13 protein-coding genes are annotated in these 15,251 nt (G+C 63.4%); 8 read left to right on the forward strand and 5 right to left on the reverse strand.

The genetic code is table 11. The features are described from left to right. Positions 1-24: 24 nt before the first annotated feature. The 3 genes from ACKLLE_RS11335 (at position 25) to ACKLLE_RS11345 (ending at position 3,430) form a co-directional block, all read left to right on the forward strand. Entirely contained in the window at positions 25-384 is a 360-nt protein-coding gene (locus ACKLLE_RS11335) for a RidA family protein (protein WP_420057972.1), read from the forward strand. Between the two features lie 41 nt (positions 385-425). After that, a complete protein-coding gene (locus ACKLLE_RS11340) occupies positions 426-1,925 on the forward strand; it encodes a CoA-acylating methylmalonate-semialdehyde dehydrogenase (protein WP_420057974.1) in 1,500 nt (499 codons plus the stop codon). Between the two features lie 74 nt (positions 1,926-1,999). Further along, positions 2,000-3,430 (forward strand): aldehyde dehydrogenase family protein, encoded by a 1,431-nt coding sequence (locus ACKLLE_RS11345; RefSeq protein WP_420057976.1) that lies wholly within the window; start codon positions 2,000-2,002, stop codon positions 3,428-3,430. A gap of 128 nt (positions 3,431-3,558) precedes the next feature. Here ACKLLE_RS11345 and ACKLLE_RS11350 read toward each other — a convergent pair whose 3' ends face one another. The 3 genes from ACKLLE_RS11350 to ACKLLE_RS11360 all read right to left on the reverse strand — a co-directional run bounded on the left by ACKLLE_RS11350 (position 3,559) and on the right by ACKLLE_RS11360 (position 6,636). Next, on the reverse strand, positions 3,559-4,341 hold the full coding sequence (locus ACKLLE_RS11350; RefSeq protein ID WP_420058013.1) for an EAL domain-containing protein: 783 nt from the start codon (positions 4,339-4,341) through the stop codon (positions 3,559-3,561). Between the two features lie 339 nt (positions 4,342-4,680). Next, positions 4,681-5,634, reverse strand: coding sequence for a GGDEF domain-containing protein (locus tag ACKLLE_RS11355; protein ID WP_420057978.1), 954 nt, complete (start codon positions 5,632-5,634; stop codon positions 4,681-4,683). Between the two features lie 3 nt (positions 5,635-5,637). Next, on the reverse strand, positions 5,638-6,636 hold the full coding sequence (locus tag ACKLLE_RS11360) for a response regulator (RefSeq protein WP_037060347.1): 999 nt from the start codon (positions 6,634-6,636) through the stop codon (positions 5,638-5,640). A 422-nt stretch (positions 6,637-7,058) separates the two neighbouring features. Between ACKLLE_RS11360 and ACKLLE_RS11365 the strand changes: the two genes are divergently transcribed. Further along, positions 7,059-7,928, forward strand: coding sequence for an isocitrate lyase/PEP mutase family protein (locus ACKLLE_RS11365; RefSeq protein ID WP_064301999.1), 870 nt, complete (start codon positions 7,059-7,061; stop codon positions 7,926-7,928). A 20-nt stretch (positions 7,929-7,948) separates the two neighbouring features. Here ACKLLE_RS11365 and ACKLLE_RS11370 read toward each other — a convergent pair whose 3' ends face one another. After that, the gene (locus ACKLLE_RS11370; RefSeq protein ID WP_420057979.1) at positions 7,949-9,292 is read right to left on the reverse strand and encodes a UDP-glucose dehydrogenase family protein; all 1,344 of its coding nucleotides are present in this window, start codon (positions 9,290-9,292) and stop codon (positions 7,949-7,951) included. 191 nt (positions 9,293-9,483) lie between these two features. Here ACKLLE_RS11370 and ACKLLE_RS11375 point away from each other — a divergent pair, with 191 nt between their 5' ends. Beyond that, positions 9,484-10,947, forward strand: a complete 1,464-nt coding sequence (locus ACKLLE_RS11375; protein ID WP_420057980.1) for a YdgA family protein — start codon at positions 9,484-9,486, stop codon at positions 10,945-10,947. Positions 10,948-11,167: 220 nt separating this feature from the next. Beyond that, positions 11,168-12,226 (forward strand): quinolinate synthase NadA, encoded by a 1,059-nt coding sequence (gene nadA / locus ACKLLE_RS11380; RefSeq protein ID WP_064301877.1) that lies wholly within the window; start codon positions 11,168-11,170, stop codon positions 12,224-12,226. Between the two features lie 140 nt (positions 12,227-12,366). On the opposite strand, the gene ACKLLE_RS11385 is transcribed toward nadA, so the two are convergent. Then, positions 12,367-13,800, reverse strand: a complete 1,434-nt coding sequence (locus ACKLLE_RS11385; RefSeq protein WP_009399607.1) for a M48 family metalloprotease — start codon at positions 13,798-13,800, stop codon at positions 12,367-12,369. Positions 13,801-13,922: 122 nt separating this feature from the next. Between ACKLLE_RS11385 and ACKLLE_RS11390 the strand changes: the two genes are divergently transcribed. Next, a complete protein-coding gene (locus ACKLLE_RS11390; protein WP_009399606.1) occupies positions 13,923-14,162 on the forward strand; it encodes a sulfurtransferase TusA family protein in 240 nt (79 codons plus the stop codon). Between the two features lie 10 nt (positions 14,163-14,172). Next, positions 14,173-15,243, forward strand: coding sequence for an AI-2E family transporter (locus tag ACKLLE_RS11395; protein WP_009399605.1), 1,071 nt, complete (start codon positions 14,173-14,175; stop codon positions 15,241-15,243). Positions 15,244-15,251 lie beyond the last annotated feature (8 nt).

The raw sequence follows: 15,251 nt of genomic DNA on the forward strand, positions 1-15,251 counted from the left end.
CAACCACCCAACAGGAATCACCTCATGACCATCACTCGTCTGCAACCCAACCCCGGCCTGCTCAGCCACGCGCTGGTGCACAACGGCATCGTCTACATCACCGGCCAGGTGCCGGCCGACCGCACCCAGGATGTCTCCGGGCAGACTGCCCAGGTCCTGGCGCGGATCGATGCACTGCTGGTCGAAGCCGGCTCCGACAAGTCGCACATCCTGTTCGCGCAGATCTGGCTCAAGCATGCCGTGCAGGATTTTGCCGCCATGAACGCCGTGTGGCGCGAGTGGATCCCGCAGGACGCGCTGCCGGCACGGGCCACCGTGGAGGCCAACATGGCGGCGGAGAACATCCTCGTCGAAATCGCCCTGCAGGCAGCGGTCAAGGCCTGACCGGCCCCTGAACAGCCGGCTTTCGGCATCGGAGAATATGCATGAGCAGTATCGTTCCTCATCTCATCAACGGTGTGCGGGTCCAGGGGACCGGGCGCACTGCTGACGTCTACAACCCGTCCACCGGCACCGTGGTCAGGCAGGTGGCGCTGGCCAATGCGGCCACCCTGCAGCAGGCCATCGAGGCGGCCAGGGCTGCCTTCCCGGCGTGGCGTAATACGCCGCCGGCCAAGCGTGCGCAAATCATGTACCGCTTCAAGCAATTGCTGGAGCAACACGAAGCCGACATCGCGGCGATGATCAGCGAAGAGCACGGCAAGACACTCGAAGACGCAGCAGGCGAACTCAAGCGTGGCATCGAGAACGTGGAGTTCGCCTGCGGCGCACCCGAGCTGCTCAAGGGTGACTACAGCCGCAATGTCGGCCCGCACATCGACGCCTGGACCGACCTGCAGCCGGTGGGCGTGGTCGCCGGCATCACGCCGTTCAACTTCCCGGCCATGGTGCCGCTGTGGATGTACCCGCTGGCCATCGTCTGCGGCAACTGTTTCATCCTCAAGCCTTCCGAGCGCGACCCCAGTTCCACCCTGTACATCGCCGAACTGCTGATCCAGGCGGGGCTGCCCGCTGGCGTCATGAGCGTGGTGCATGGCGACAAGGAAGCGGTCGATGGCCTGATCGAGTCGCCGCACGTCAAGGCGCTGAGCTTTGTCGGCTCCACGCCCATCGCCGAATACATCTACAGCGAAGGCACCAGGCGCGGCAAGCGCGTGCAGGCCCTTGGCGGGGCGAAGAACCACGCGGTGCTGATGCCCGACGCCGACCTCGACAATGCCGTCGGCGCGCTGATGGGCGCGGCCTATGGCTCTTGTGGCGAACGCTGCATGGCGTTGTCGGTGGCGGTCTGCGTGGGCGATGCGATCGCCGATGCGCTGGTGGAAAAACTGGTGCCGCAGGTGCGCGCCTTGAAGATCGGCGCGGGCACCTCGTGCGGCCTGGACATGGGGCCGCTAGTGACCGGCGCTGCGCGGGACAAGGTCAAGGGCTACATCGACGCAGGCGTCGCCCAGGGCGCCACGCTGCTGGTGGACGGTCGCGACCTGGTGGTGGCCGGCCATGAACAGGGCTTCTTCGTTGGCGGCACGCTGTTCGACCGGGTGACCGCGCAGATGAGCATCTACACCGACGAGATTTTCGGCCCGGTGCTGTGCATCGTCCGCGTGCCGAGCCTGGAAGCGGCGATGCAGTTGATCAACGCGCACGAATACGGCAACGGCACCTGCATCTTCACCCGCGACGGCGAAGCGGCCCGGTTGTTCTGCGACGAGATCGAGGTGGGCATGGTCGGTGTCAACGTGCCGTTGCCGGTGCCGGTCAGCTACCACAGCTTCGGTGGCTGGAAACGTTCGCTGTTCGGCGACCTGCATGCCTACGGCCCTGACGGTGTGCGTTTCTACACGCGCAAGAAAGCCATCACCCAGCGCTGGCCGCGCCGTGCCAGCCATGAAACCGCCCAGTTCGCGTTCCCCAGCAACGCTTGAGTGGCCAAGGTCGGGTCAATCCTGTCGCGTGGGCGATGAGCCTCACGCGGCGTCCTGCTCACGTGGAGACAGACATGAACAACGCATTGAAGTTTTACATCGACGGCCAGTGGGTAGCCCCGCAGGCCGGCAACACCCTGGACGTGATCGATCCTGCCACCGAGCAGGCGTTCGTCCAGATCGCCGTGGGCGACGCCCGGGATGTCGACAAGGCGGTAGAGGCCGCTGCCCGGGCCTTCCCGGCGTTTTCGAATACGTCCGTTGCTGAACGCCTGGCCCTGCTCAAGGAAATCCTGCGTGTGTACAACCTGCGCTACGAAGACCTGGTCAAGGCTGTCAGCCAGGAGATGGGGGCACCGCTGCATTTTGCCCGTGATGCGCAGATCTGGAGCGGTCGCGCGCACCTGGAATCCACCATCAGCGCCCTGGAAAACTTCCGGTTCAGCGAGCAGCACGGTGCCACCCATGTGGTGCGCGAGGCCATTGGCGTGTGCGCCCTGATCACGCCGTGGAACTGGCCGCTGAACCAGATCGTCTGCAAGGTGGCGCCGGCCATCGCCGCCGGCTGCACCGTGGTACTCAAGCCCAGCGAAATCGCGCCGCTCACCGGCATCATCTTTGCCGAGATCCTGCATGAGGCCGGCGTGCCGGCGGGGGTGTTCAACCTGCTCAACGGCACCGGTCCCGACGTGGGCCAGCACATGGCGAGCCACCCGAAAGTGGACATGGTCTCGTTCACCGGCTCCACTCGCGCCGGCATCATCGTCGCCAAGACGGCGGCCGATACCGTCAAGCGCGTGGCCCAGGAACTGGGCGGCAAGTCGGCCAATATCCTGCTCGAGGACGCCGACCTCGACGTGGCGGTGGCCAAGGGCGTGCAGGGCTGTTTCTCCAACTCCGGGCAATCCTGCGACGCGCCGACCCGCATGCTGGTGCCGGCCAGCCTGCATGCCCGCGCGCTGGAGATCGCCAGGCTGACTGCCGGGCAATTGGTCACCGGCAGCCCGCTGGACGAAAAAACCAATCTGGGGCCGGTCATCAGCGAGGCACAGTTCAACAAGATCCAGGGGCTGATCGCCAGCGGCATCGAAGAGGGCGCCACGCTGGTCGCCGGCGGCCTCGGGCGGCCTGACGGGCTGGACAAGGGCTATTACGTGCGACCGACCGTGTTCGGCAACGTCACGCCGCACATGACCATCGCCCGCGAGGAAATCTTCGGTCCGGTGCTGTCGATCATGCCCTATGACACGCTGGAACAGGCGATCGAGATGGCCAACGACACGGTCTACGGCCTGGCGGCCTACGTGCAGTCACGGGATCTCGAAAAAGCCCGCGCCGTCGCCGGTCGCATGCGGGCCGGCTCGGTCTACCTGAACTACCCAAGCTGGGACACCTTCGCACCCTTCGGTGGCTACAAGCAGTCGGGTAACGGACGCGAGTATGCGGGGTGGGGCATCCATGACTTCCTGGAGATCAAGGGCATCGTCGGCTGGGGACAGCAGTGACTCGCCGGCAGCTCGCTTGATCAGCAAACCCGGGCGCGCTTCAAGGTGATTGAAAGATGAAATGGCTCGCTGCCGGTGACGGTCAGCGGGCTTTTTCGTTCATGGGGTTTCCAGAGGCCAGCCAGCGTTCAGATCAGCTCCGTTGGCATCGATTGCAATACGCCGATGCTCGGTTTCGCGAACAGGTACCCCTGCATCAACTCGATACCCAGTGCTGTAAGGGCGTCTCGTTCCTCGCGTGTTTCGATGCCCTCCGCGATGACGGTGATGCCCAGGCGCCTGGAAACCAGAACGATCCCTTCGACAATGGCGCGTCGCACACTGTCCTGGCCGATGCCGCGGGTCAGCGCCATGTCGATTTTCAGCACCTGGGGCTGGAACATGGCCAGCAGGTTGAGGCCTGAATACCCCGAGCCGAAATCATCGATTGCTGTGGTGAATCCCTGGCGCTCGTATTCGAGGAAGATGGATTTCAGATGATCGGGATCCTCGACCTGCTCACCTTCGGTGACTTCGAACATGATCCGGTCGATGGGGAATGCCCATTCACTGGCGGCCTCCAGCGTTGCGCGGACACAGGTCTCGGCGCGGTAGACCGCGTTGGGAAGAAAGTTGATGCTCAGCTTGCAGTCCGGTATCGCCGGCATGCCGAGTTGTGCCGCCAACTCGATCGCCTTGACCCGGCACGCCTGGTCGAACCGATAGCGGTTGGTTTCATTGACTCTGGCCAGGATGCTGGCCGCCGACTGCCCATCAAGGCCCCGAACCAGAGCCTCGTAGGCATAAGGCTTTGCGGTGGTGACGTTGAAGATGGGTTGAAACGCCATGGTGAAGTCGAATCCCAGGCCGTCAGGGTTGCGGCACTCGGCACATCCGATTGGCTTGAACGATTTCAGTGGGATGGTTCGCATATAGCCAATCTCGTCGGTTCGAAATGTCGACCAGCCTCGCACAGGGTCTTCCAGGTCTTCAGGATTTTCCTGTTCGACCCGGACTGCAAGGAAGGGGTGGATTTAGAGACTTGATTTATATCCCAATCGTTCAGTACTGATTTGATTTTTCCCGTTTCTAGAATCGACTCATTTTGGCCTTGGCCGACGTTGAGGTTGATAGGAGTCCAGTTTTAACGTTGCGGGTTATCGCGAACCTGCGTCGTTGCATTGGCACTCGCGTAGCACCCGGTCCACGGCGCTCGACCGGTTTTTGCGCCAGGTACAGGTCAGTCTGGAAAGCGCAGGTGAGGCAGATACCTAGGCGTGTACCGAGACCTGGTTACGCCCACCCTTCTTCGACGCATACAGCGCCTGGTCGGCCCATGCGATCAGATCGGCATGGCTGTCCGAGGGCCGGTCGAGATCGGCGACACCCAGGCTGATGGTGAAGCGGATGCTCTGCCCCTCGTGCTGGACTTCCAGTTCCTCCACGGCTTTGCGCAGGCGCTCGGCGAAGGCTGTTGCGCCGAGCTTGTCGGTGTCCGACAGCACCACCGCGAATTCCTCGCCGCCGTAGCGTCCGGCCACATCGGTGTCGCGCACGTACTGTCGGAGCAGGGCGGCGACCTGCTCGATCACCTTGTCGCCGGCCTGGTGGCCATAGGTGTCGTTGATGCGCTTGAAGTGATCGATGTCGAACATCACCAGGCTGGTGTGGTTGCCATGCCGCTGATGGCGGGCATACGCGACCTTGAGGCTGTCTTCCCAGTGACCACGGTTGTATAGCCCGGTCAGGCGATCGGTGCTGGACAGCTTCTGCAACTGGGCATTGGCTGACTGCAGCATGTGCCGGTTGGTGGCGACGTCGGTCACGTCATAGATCACCAGGCAGAAGTGGCTGATGCTGCTGTCGGTGGAGCGCAGCGGGAACAGCGTGGTGTTCTGGTACATGAAGTCTTCCTGCCCGGTGATCGGCTGGTAGTTCTTGAACCGCACCAGATAGGGGCGTTGTTCCCATACGGTGAACGCTGCCGTGCCCAGGGTTGCGACGCTGTCGAGCTTGCGCCGGAACCACTCTTCGTTGACTTCGGGAAACAGCCTGAAGAACGACTGGCTGATGGCATCCTTGGGCGGCACCCCGGAGCGGTTCTCCATGAAGGTGTTCCAGACCTGCACGCAGTGGTCGCGATCGAGCACCACGACGCCGACATCGATGCTCTGCACGATCGCCAGCAGCCAGTGGAACTCGGTCAGATCAAGAGGTTTGTTCATGGCTCAGTTCATCAGGTACGCGAGTTTATGGGTGAGGCGTTCGATGGAGTCCTCGGTGAACAGCAGCAACAGGTCGAAGCTGATGTCATGCCCTTCGAGCCGATAGCTGATCTCCACCGCCAGCGTCTTCTTCCAGCGCCCCTGGTTGACCCGGATAAGCTCCTCGATGTTGGCGTGCTGCCCGAGGATCTGCGGGTGGCACTGGGAGAACACCACATCGACCTGCTCGGCGATGCCGCTCAGACAGGCGCCGATCAGGATGCTGGACAGGTCCAGGAGCATTTCCAGGTCGGAGGCATGACTGCTCTGGTGCTTCATCAGGCGCGCCATATCGGCGATTTCGGCGTCATGGAACATCAGCAGCGCCTCGCCGGCGATACCGCCGCCGATGAAACCCTGGCACACGGCGGTCAGTTGCTGGCTGCGCCCGGCGTCGGCCAGGGCCATATGCAGTTCGCCGACCTCGAGGACGTTCACGTTAGGGACCGGCAACTGGACGAACACGCCGAGCACCTTGGCGATCAGGGCGGCGGCCCGCCCCATGGCGACGTTGACGGTCTCGCGGAAGACCTCGTTGAAGCTGACGGCAGCGTGGGTCTGCGGACGATGGCTATGCGCCGCCTGGCCTGCCAGGCGCAGCAGGCCGAGGCGGTCGAGGGTTTCGCGCAACTGGTCCTGTTCGAAGGGCTTCTTCAGGAAGGCGAGGGCGCCCAGCTCCTGCACGCGGCGCAGGGCCTCCTGCTGAACGTCCCCGGAAATAACGATGACGTTGGCCTTCAAGCCTTCGTCGCGCAATGCATGCAGTACCTGGTAGCCATCCATCTCCGGCATGTTCAGGTCCAGCACCACGACCTGGCCCAGGCCCTTGCGCACAGCGTCCATGCACTGGTGGCCATTGGCGGCTTCGGTGACCGAAACCGGCCAGTCGGAAGGCAGGGCCCGCAATACCTGCTTGCGGGCAACGGTGGAGTCGTCACATACGGTTAGGGTAGTTACTGACACAAGTCACGGCTCGTTATCTGGAGTTGCGGAATGATTTCATTATGCCATAGCCATACAAATTCTATGCTTAATGACTCAGGGAATCTCTGATGCCTCAAGTGGATCCATTACGGTAATCCCTGATCGTGGATTCAGGATTGGCCTGAGTCAGTGTTGAGGGAAAAACCCATGCACAGTTCATACTCATTCGGCGCTTTTTTTATGAAACGCTGAAAAAATTCCTGTTTCGCCAGCCTCGATCCACCCAGGCCCGGCCTTGGCCGGTCGGCGTCGGGGCGTCATTCGCCATCCGGTTTCCCTGCAAGCCCGGAGAGATGAAACGTTTCGTCAATTTGTCGGACAAGGACCTTTCCTGCTGTCAGAGCGACATCAAGCAGTGGTATGTTGCGGGGCAGAATGAAGTCGAAATAAGTGGATTGATCATGCCCAAAGCGTCCCACCAAGAACTGCGCCGTGCGTTTCGTAAACTCCTTGCTTCCCCCCGCTGTTACCACACCGCCTCGGTGTTCGATCCGATGTCAGCGCGTATCGCCGCCGACCTCGGTTTCGAGGTGGGTATCCTCGGGGGCTCGGTGGCGTCGCTACAGGTACTTGCAGCACCGGATTTTGCCCTGATCACCCTGAGCGAGTTCGCCGAGCAGGCCACCCGCATCGGGCGTGTCGCCCAGCTGCCATTCATTGCCGACGCCGACCATGGCTACGGTAACGCCCTGAACGTGATGCGCACGGTGATCGAACTGGAGCGCGCCGGGGTTTCCGCACTGACCATCGAAGACACCCTGCTGCCGGCCCAGTTCGGGCGCAAATCCACCGACCTCATCAGCATCGAGGAAGGCGTCGGCAAGGTCCGTGCGGCCCTTGAAGCCCGTGTCGATCCGGAGCTGGTGATCATCGCCCGGACCAACGCCGCGGCCATCCCGACCGAGGAAGTCATCGCCCGCGCGGTGGCCTACCAGAACGCTGGCGCCGACGGTGTGTGCATGGTTGGCGTGCGCGATTTCGAGCACCTGGAAGAAATCGCCCGCCACCTCAGCGTACCGCTGATGCTGGTGACCTATGGCAACCCGCAACTGCACGACGATGCGCGCCTGGCGCAACTGGGTGTGCGCATCGCGGTCGATGGCCATGGCGCCTATTTCGCCGCGATCAAGGCTACCTACGACTGCCTTCGCGAGCAGCGCCGGATCACCAGCGCCGCCTCGGACCTGAGCGCCACCGAGCTGACTCACACCTACACCCAGCCGAATGACTACATTGTCTGGGCCCGCGAGTTCATGGACGTCAACGAGTAGGACATTTCCTTATCCCGGGATCACCGGGGCGCCTGGCGCGCCCCGGCGTCGGGACGACCGATGCTGTAGTAGACCAGTCCTGCCTCGGCCATCTGTGCCGGTTCGTAAAGGTTGCGGCCATCGAACACCGTGGCGTCGAGCAGGCGCTGCCTGACCAGGCCGTTGTCCAGAACCCTGAAATCCTGCCATTCGGTGACTATCACCAGGGCATGGGCGCCTGCCAGGGTGTCTTCCTTCCTGTCCATCAAACGCAGGTCGTCGCGTTCACCGAACAGGCGGCGGGCTTCGGCGTGGGCTTGTGGGTCGAACGCCTGGACATTGGCTCCAGCCTGCCATAGCGAGCGCAGCAGCACCTGGCTGGAGGCCTCGCGCATGTCGTCGGTGTTGGGCTTGAACGCCAGGCCCCAGACGGCGAAGGTCTTGCCTGCCAGGTCGCCGTCGTAGTGACCGAGTACCTTCTCGAACAGCCGATGTTTCTGCCGCTGGTTCACTGCGTCCACGGCCTGGAGCAGGCGCGGCTGGTAGTCGTATTGCTCGGCGATGCGTTGCAGTGCGGAAAGGTCCTTGGGGAAGCACGAGCCGCCGAAACCGCAGCCGGCATAGATGAAGTCGTAGCCGATACGCGGGTCGGAGCCGATTGCCCGGCGCACCGCCTCGATGTCCGCGCCGGTGTGCTCGGCCAGGTTGGCCATCTCGTTCATGAACGAAATCCTGGTTGCCAGCATGCAGTTGGCCGCGTACTTGGCCAGCTCGGCGCTGCGGGCGTCCATGCAGATGAACTTGTCGTGGTTGCGGCTGAACGGGGCGAACAGCTCGCGCAGCAGCGCCTGGGTCGCCGGGCTGGCGCCGCCGATGAGGATGCGGTCGGGACGCATGCAGTCGAGCACCGCCGAGCCTTCCTTGAGGAATTCCGGGTTGCTCACCACGTCCACGCGCGTGGCGGTGCTGGCGTCGTGTCGGGCCAGACGGGCCTTGATCGCATCGACGGTACCGACCGGCGAAGTGGATTTGTTGACCACGATCTTATCGCCGCGGGCATGCCGGGCGATGCTGTCGGTCACGGCAAAGACCTGGCTCAGGTCGGCGCTGCCGTCGGGCAATGAAGGGGTGCCGACGGCAATGAAGATCACTGTCGCCGCGTCGATGGCCCGGGCGGCGTCGGTGGTGAAGGCCAGGCGGGCACTGGCCCGGCCGTTTTTCAGCAGCACTGGAAGGCCGGGTTCGAAGATCGGGCAGTGCCCCTCGGACAGGCTCGCCACGCGCCGGGCATCCACATCGACGCAGCACACCGCATGGCCCACCTCGGCGAGGCAGGCGGCGAGGGTCAGGCCCACGTAACCGGTGCCGAACACTGCAACTTTCATAAGAAGCTCCCTTTTCGGTGCGATGCCGTGCGTCCCGCCGCGCAGGGCGGGTTGATGCGCTGAACATGGCAGTGTCCGATGACAGTTGTATGAGCGTGCTACGCGGGGGTGATAATCTCGCTGCCCGGCAATACGGGGCGGAACGCCCGTGCAGTCGCTCAATCAATCAGGGAAAGCAACTGGAACACTTCATGAAGAAAGCACTGTTAGTCATCGGCGGGCTGGTGGTCGCGGGAGCGGCCTGTACCTCGATCGCGTGGTACACCGGCAAGCAATTGCCCGAGGTGCTCGAGGCCTCGCTGGCGCAGACCAACCGGCAACTGGCCGCAGCCCTGAGCGGCAGTGGCAGCGGCAAGGTCGAGTTGTTGTCCCTGGACTCCGGGGTGTTCAGTAGCCAGGCGCGTTATCGCCTGACCCTCGACGGTGCCGAGGGCGAACACCTCCAGCTCGATTTCAAGGACCAACTGGAGCATGGCCCGTTTCCCTGGTCGCGGGTCAAGCGCCTGCAACTGGCGCCGGTGATGGCTGCCAGCAACTACGTACTGGAAAACACCGACGACAGCGCGCCCTGGTTTGCCGTGACCGGCGAGCAAGCACCGCTGCAAGGCAGCATGAGCGTCGGTTACGGCGGTGCGATCCGCAACGAGCTGCGCCTGGCGCCGTTCGAAGCCGTCGGCGAGGACGATACCTCCCTGTCGTTCTCCGGCCTGACCCTGGACATGGATTCGACGCTCGAAGGCGAGGGGTTGCGTCTTCGCGGTGAGCTGGGTCGTGTGGCGATGGTGACGGGTGGTGAAGCCCCGGTCAGTGTCTCGCTCAAGGGCATCGCGCTGTCCACCGACTTCACCATGAGCAGCTACGGCTATTTCGTCGGCTCGATGAACCTGGACGTGGCCGAGAGCTCGCTGTCGTTCGGTGACAATCAATCACTGCGTTTCGGCAAGTTCGAACAGCGCGATGTCTATCGCCTGGAGCAGAGCGGTCTGTCGTTGCAGCAGCAGGCCAGCCTTGCGGATATCACCTTTTCCGGGAACCCCATCGGCAGCGCACGGGTAGCCTGGCATGTCGCGCGCCTGAATCCGGAGGCGGTCGGCAACCTGGTGCAATGGTACGAGCAGAACCTGCCGCAACTGCAAAGCATGGCGTTGGGCCTGACCCCGGACACCGGCGCACTGATGCTGGATGACCCGCAGTTGCAGGCGCCCTTGCTGAAGCTGCTGGCGGGCGGTCCTCGGGTCACTCTGCAGGAGCTGTCGTTCAAGACCGCCAACGGCGAAAGCCGCTTCGATCTCGATCTCGACCTGTCCGCCAAGGGCCCGGAAGGTGTCCCGCTGGAGCAGGCCTTCGCCCAGTCGGTCAAGTCGCTGCAGACCAATCTGAAGATCTCCAAACCGATGATCGGCGACCTCGCGGCCCTGCGCGCCAGGCTCGAAGGGCTGGACGCCGAGCAAGTGCGCCAGGCCTCGGCGTCCGGCGAGATGGTCGGGATGATCGCGGCGCAGAACCAGCTGGCGGCGATCAAGGGAGATGACATTCTCGTGCAACTGGGCTACGCCGACGGCCAGGTGGACTTCAACGGCCAGAAGATGACCGTCGATCAGTTTGCTGCCCTGGTCCAGCAGCGTACTGCCGGATTCACGGGCGCCGCACAGTAACCACGCGGGCTGGCGGGCGCTGTGTCGAGCGTCGCCCGCCTGCCTGGCAAGCTAAAAAAGCCTTTAGAATTCATCCGATTGTCTGTAGCCTTCGGCCACTCATAAAACCGAGGTCGCAGCGGACTTTGCCACCCGTGCAACAGTCGAGCTGTTACCCGATTTGTCCGTGCCCGATGATACTCTCGACTTACGCGCATCAGCGCCTGCAGGTCTTGCGAACATGACGCAGATTTCCGAACGCCTTCTGGTCCAGGCCCACCTGGATGCCAAGCAGCCCAAGCCCCTCACCCCTGAACAAGAGGCCGACTACCGCGCCGCCATCGCCGCCGAACTGAAGGCGCAGGATGCGGTGCTGGTCGCCCACTACTATTGCGACCCGGTGATCCAGGCCCTGGCCGAGGAAACCGGCGGCTGCGTCGCCGACTCCCTGGAGATGGCCCGCTTCGGCAAGAACCACCCGGCCAGTACCGTACTGGTGGCCGGCGTGCGCTTCATGGGCGAGACCGCGAAGATCCTCACCCCGGAAAAACGCATCCTGATGCCGACCCTGGAAGCCACCTGCTCCCTCGACCTCGGTTGCCCGGTGGACGAGTTCTCGGCCTTCTGCGACCAGCATCCCGAGCGTACCGTGGTGGTCTACGCCAACACTTCGGCGGCGGTGAAAGCCCGTGCCGACTGGGTGGTGACTTCAAGTTGCGCGCTGGAGATCGTCGAAAGCCTGATGGACAACGGCGAAACCATCATCTGGGGGCCGGACCAGCACCTGGGGCGCTACATCCAGAAGCAGACCGGTGCCGACATGCTGATGTGGGATGGCGCCTGCATCGTTCACGAAGAATTCAAGTCGCGGCAACTGGCCGATATCAAGGCGCTGTACCCGGACGCCGCGATCCTGGTGCACCCGGAATCGCCGGAGGCGGTGATCGAGCTGGCCGACGCGGTAGGCTCCACCAGCCAGCTGATTGCCGCAGCGCAGCGTATGCCGAACAAGCGTTTCGTGGTCGCTACCGACCGCGGCATCTTCTACAAGATGCAGCAGTTGTGTCCGGACAAGGAGTTCATCGAGGCGCCTACGGCGGGCAACGGCGCGACCTGCCGCAGTTGTGCCCATTGCCCGTGGATGGCGATGAACACCCTGGAGCGCACCCTGCAATGCCTGCGCGAAGGCAGCAACGAGATCTTCGTCGAGCCGGCGCTGGTGCCGCAGGCGATCCGGCCGTTGCAGCGGATGCTGGATTTCACCGCGGCGGCGCGGTTGAAACTGTCTGGTAACGCTTAAGATCCGAAAACGACGCGGACCCTGTGGGAGCGGGTTCATCGGAGCGCCGAACCGCCGCGATTGCTGTGGTGGAGTCACCATCGTAATCGCGGGTGAACCCGCTCCCACAGGGTCCGCGTCGTTTTCGCTTCTTGTAACGATCAGCGCATCATATCCTTGACCATCCGCTGCTGCTCCAGCATGTCCCGCTGCCTGGCATCGATCCGTGACGCCAACTGGAAGTTGGTACCGGCCCGCCGCTTGGCGTAGTCCAGTTGCTGGATAGCCTGGTCGAAATCCCCGGTCAACGCGAAGAATTCGGCCCGGGCCTGATGCAGGCCGATGGTGTTGCCGGACAGCCCGCGGGCTTCGGCCAGGTCATACCAGACATCCGGGTCGTCGCTGCGGTCCTTGACCAGGGCTTCCAGCGCCTTTTCTGCCTCGGCCGGCTTGTTCTGCTTGAGCAGCAGGTCGGCAGCCACCTGTTTCAGCGGGTAGTTGCCGGGATACAACTGGCGCATGCGATCGACCCGCTGTTGCGCGTCGGCCAGGCGATTGTTGGTGATCTCCAGGTCGATCTGGGTCAGGTTGTAGGTGATGTCGTTGGGCGCCTTGGCCAGCAGCGGCTTGAGGTTCTCCCGCGCCTCGTTGAGCTGGCCACCTTTTATCTGCGCCAGGGCCAGGCCGTAGCGCGCTGCGTCCAGCTTGGGATTTTCGTCCAGTTGCGCGCGGAAACGCTTGGCTGCCAGGCCCGGCGTGCCTTCATAGAACAATTGCACCCGGGCGCGCATCAACTGGTAGCGCGCGCTGTCCTCGATACCGCCCGGCGGCGCCTGTTCCGCGCGGTTGCGGGTGTCGGCGATACGGTTTTCGGTAACCGGGTGGGTCAGGAGGAATTCCGGCGGCTTGGCGTCGAAACGGTATTGGCGCATCAGGCGCTCGAACATGGTCGGCATGTTGCGCGGGTCGTAGCCGGCCTTCTCCAGGTTGAGGATGCCGATGCGGTCGGCTTCCTGTTCATTCTGCCGAGAGAAGCGCCGTTGTTCCTGGATGGCTGCGGCCTGGGTGCCGGCAATGGCGGCGATACCGGCATCGCCGGCACCGGACGCCGCGACCACGATGCCGGCGAGCAAGGCCGCCATCATCGGCAACTGCATGCGCTGCTGGGCCTCGACGCCACGAGCGAAGTGGCGCTGCGACAAGTGTGCAAGTTCGTGAGCCAGGACCGAGGCGTATTCACCCTCGGTCTGGGCATTGAGGAACAGGCCGCCGTTGACCCCGACGATTCCACCAGGTGCGGCGAAGGCGTTGAGTTCCGGGCTGTTGATCAGAATGAATTCGAGGCGGCGGTCCTGCAGCTGGCTGGTTTCGGCAAGCTTGTAGACGCTGGTTTCGACATAATCCTTGAGCTGTGGGTCGGACAACTGGCTGACGTTGCCGCGCAGCAGGCTCAGCCAGGCGCGGCCTAGCTGGTGTTCCTGTTGCGGCGAGACGATGGCCGAGCTGGCGTCGCCGAGTGACGGCAGGTCGTCGGCGTGGCTCGGAAGCGCCAGCAGGCAGGCCAGTGTCAGCAGGGTAGGGCGCAGAAAAGTCATGCACGGAGCTCTGGTCGACAAAAAGCCTTACTGTAGCCGCCCGGCACGGTTGCGACCAGTGGCGCAATTCTGCGAGGCTTGCCGGCTCGCCCGGCCCGTTCCGATTCTTCTGGAGTGCTGCAATGACCGCTATTCCCAATCCCGATGCCGAACTGGACGCCAGCGGCCTGAACTGTCCGTTGCCGTTGCTCAAGGCCAAGATGGAACTCAATCGCCTGGCTTCGGGCGCAGTGCTCAAGGTCATCGCCACCGATGGCGGCTCGCAGCGCGACTTCCGCACTTTCGCCAGGCTTGCCGGTCATACCCTGCTTCACGAAACCGCCGAAGGCGGGACCTACACCTACTGGCTGAAAAAGGCCTGAGTCCTTTCCGATGTTCAAAGTGCTTCGCAGCTGGCTGCACCGTTACTTCTCCGATGAGGAAGCGGTGGTGCTGGCGGTTCTGCTGTTTCTCGGTTTCACCGCGGTCCTGACCCTGGGCGGCATGCTCGCGCCGGTGCTGGCGGGGATGGTCCTGGCGTTCCTGATGCAGGGGCTGGTCAATGCGCTGGAGCGTTTCAAGGTGCCGAGCAAGGTCGCGGTCGGCCTGGTCTTCACCCTGTTCATGGGCGCGCTGGCCGTGTTCCTGCTGGTGCTGGTGCCGTTGCTCTGGCACCAGTTGATCACCCTGTTCAACGAACTGCCGGGCATGCTCGGCAAATGGCAGTCGTTGCTGCTGTTGCTGCCGGAGCGCTATCCGCACCTGGTGTCCGACGACCAGGTGCTGCAGGCCATCGAGGCGATGCGCGGCGAAATCGGCAAGTTCGGCCAGTGGGCACTGACCTTCTCCCTGTCCAGCCTGCCGCTGCTGGTCAACGTCATGATCTACCTGGTGCTGGTGCCGATCCTGGTGTTCTTCTTCCTCAAGGACCGCGAGACCATCGCCCGCTGGGTCGTAAGCTACCTGCCGCGCGAGCGCGCACTGATGACCCGGGTCGCCGAGGAAATGAACCGGCAGATCGCCAACTACATACGCGGCAAGGGCATCGAGATCCTGATCTGCGGCGTGGCCACCTACATCGCCTTCGTTGCCCTGGGCCTGAATTACGCGGCCCTGCTGGCGCTGCTGGTGGGGTTGTCGGTGGTGGTGCCCTATGTCGGCGCGGTGGTGGTCACCGTGCCGGTGACCCTGATCGCGCTGTTCCAGTGGGGCTGGGGTGACCAGTTCATCTACCTGATGGCGGTGTACGCGATCATCCAGGCGCTGGATGGCAACGTGCTGGTGCCGCTGTTGTTCTCCGAGGCGGTGAGCCTGCACCCGGTGGCGATCATCTGCGCGGTGCTGTTGTTCGGCGGGCTGTGGGGCTTTTGGGGAATCTTCTTCGCCATTCCGCTGGCGACGCTGTTCAAGGCCGTGCTGGATGCCTGGCCGAGGCGGGAGCCGGCGGTGGCGCCGCTGCTATGAAATGAACA

The organism is Pseudomonas bharatica (assembly GCF_048586865.1).
In the GTDB taxonomy this organism is placed as follows: domain Bacteria; phylum Pseudomonadota; class Gammaproteobacteria; order Pseudomonadales; family Pseudomonadaceae; genus Aquipseudomonas; species Aquipseudomonas bharatica.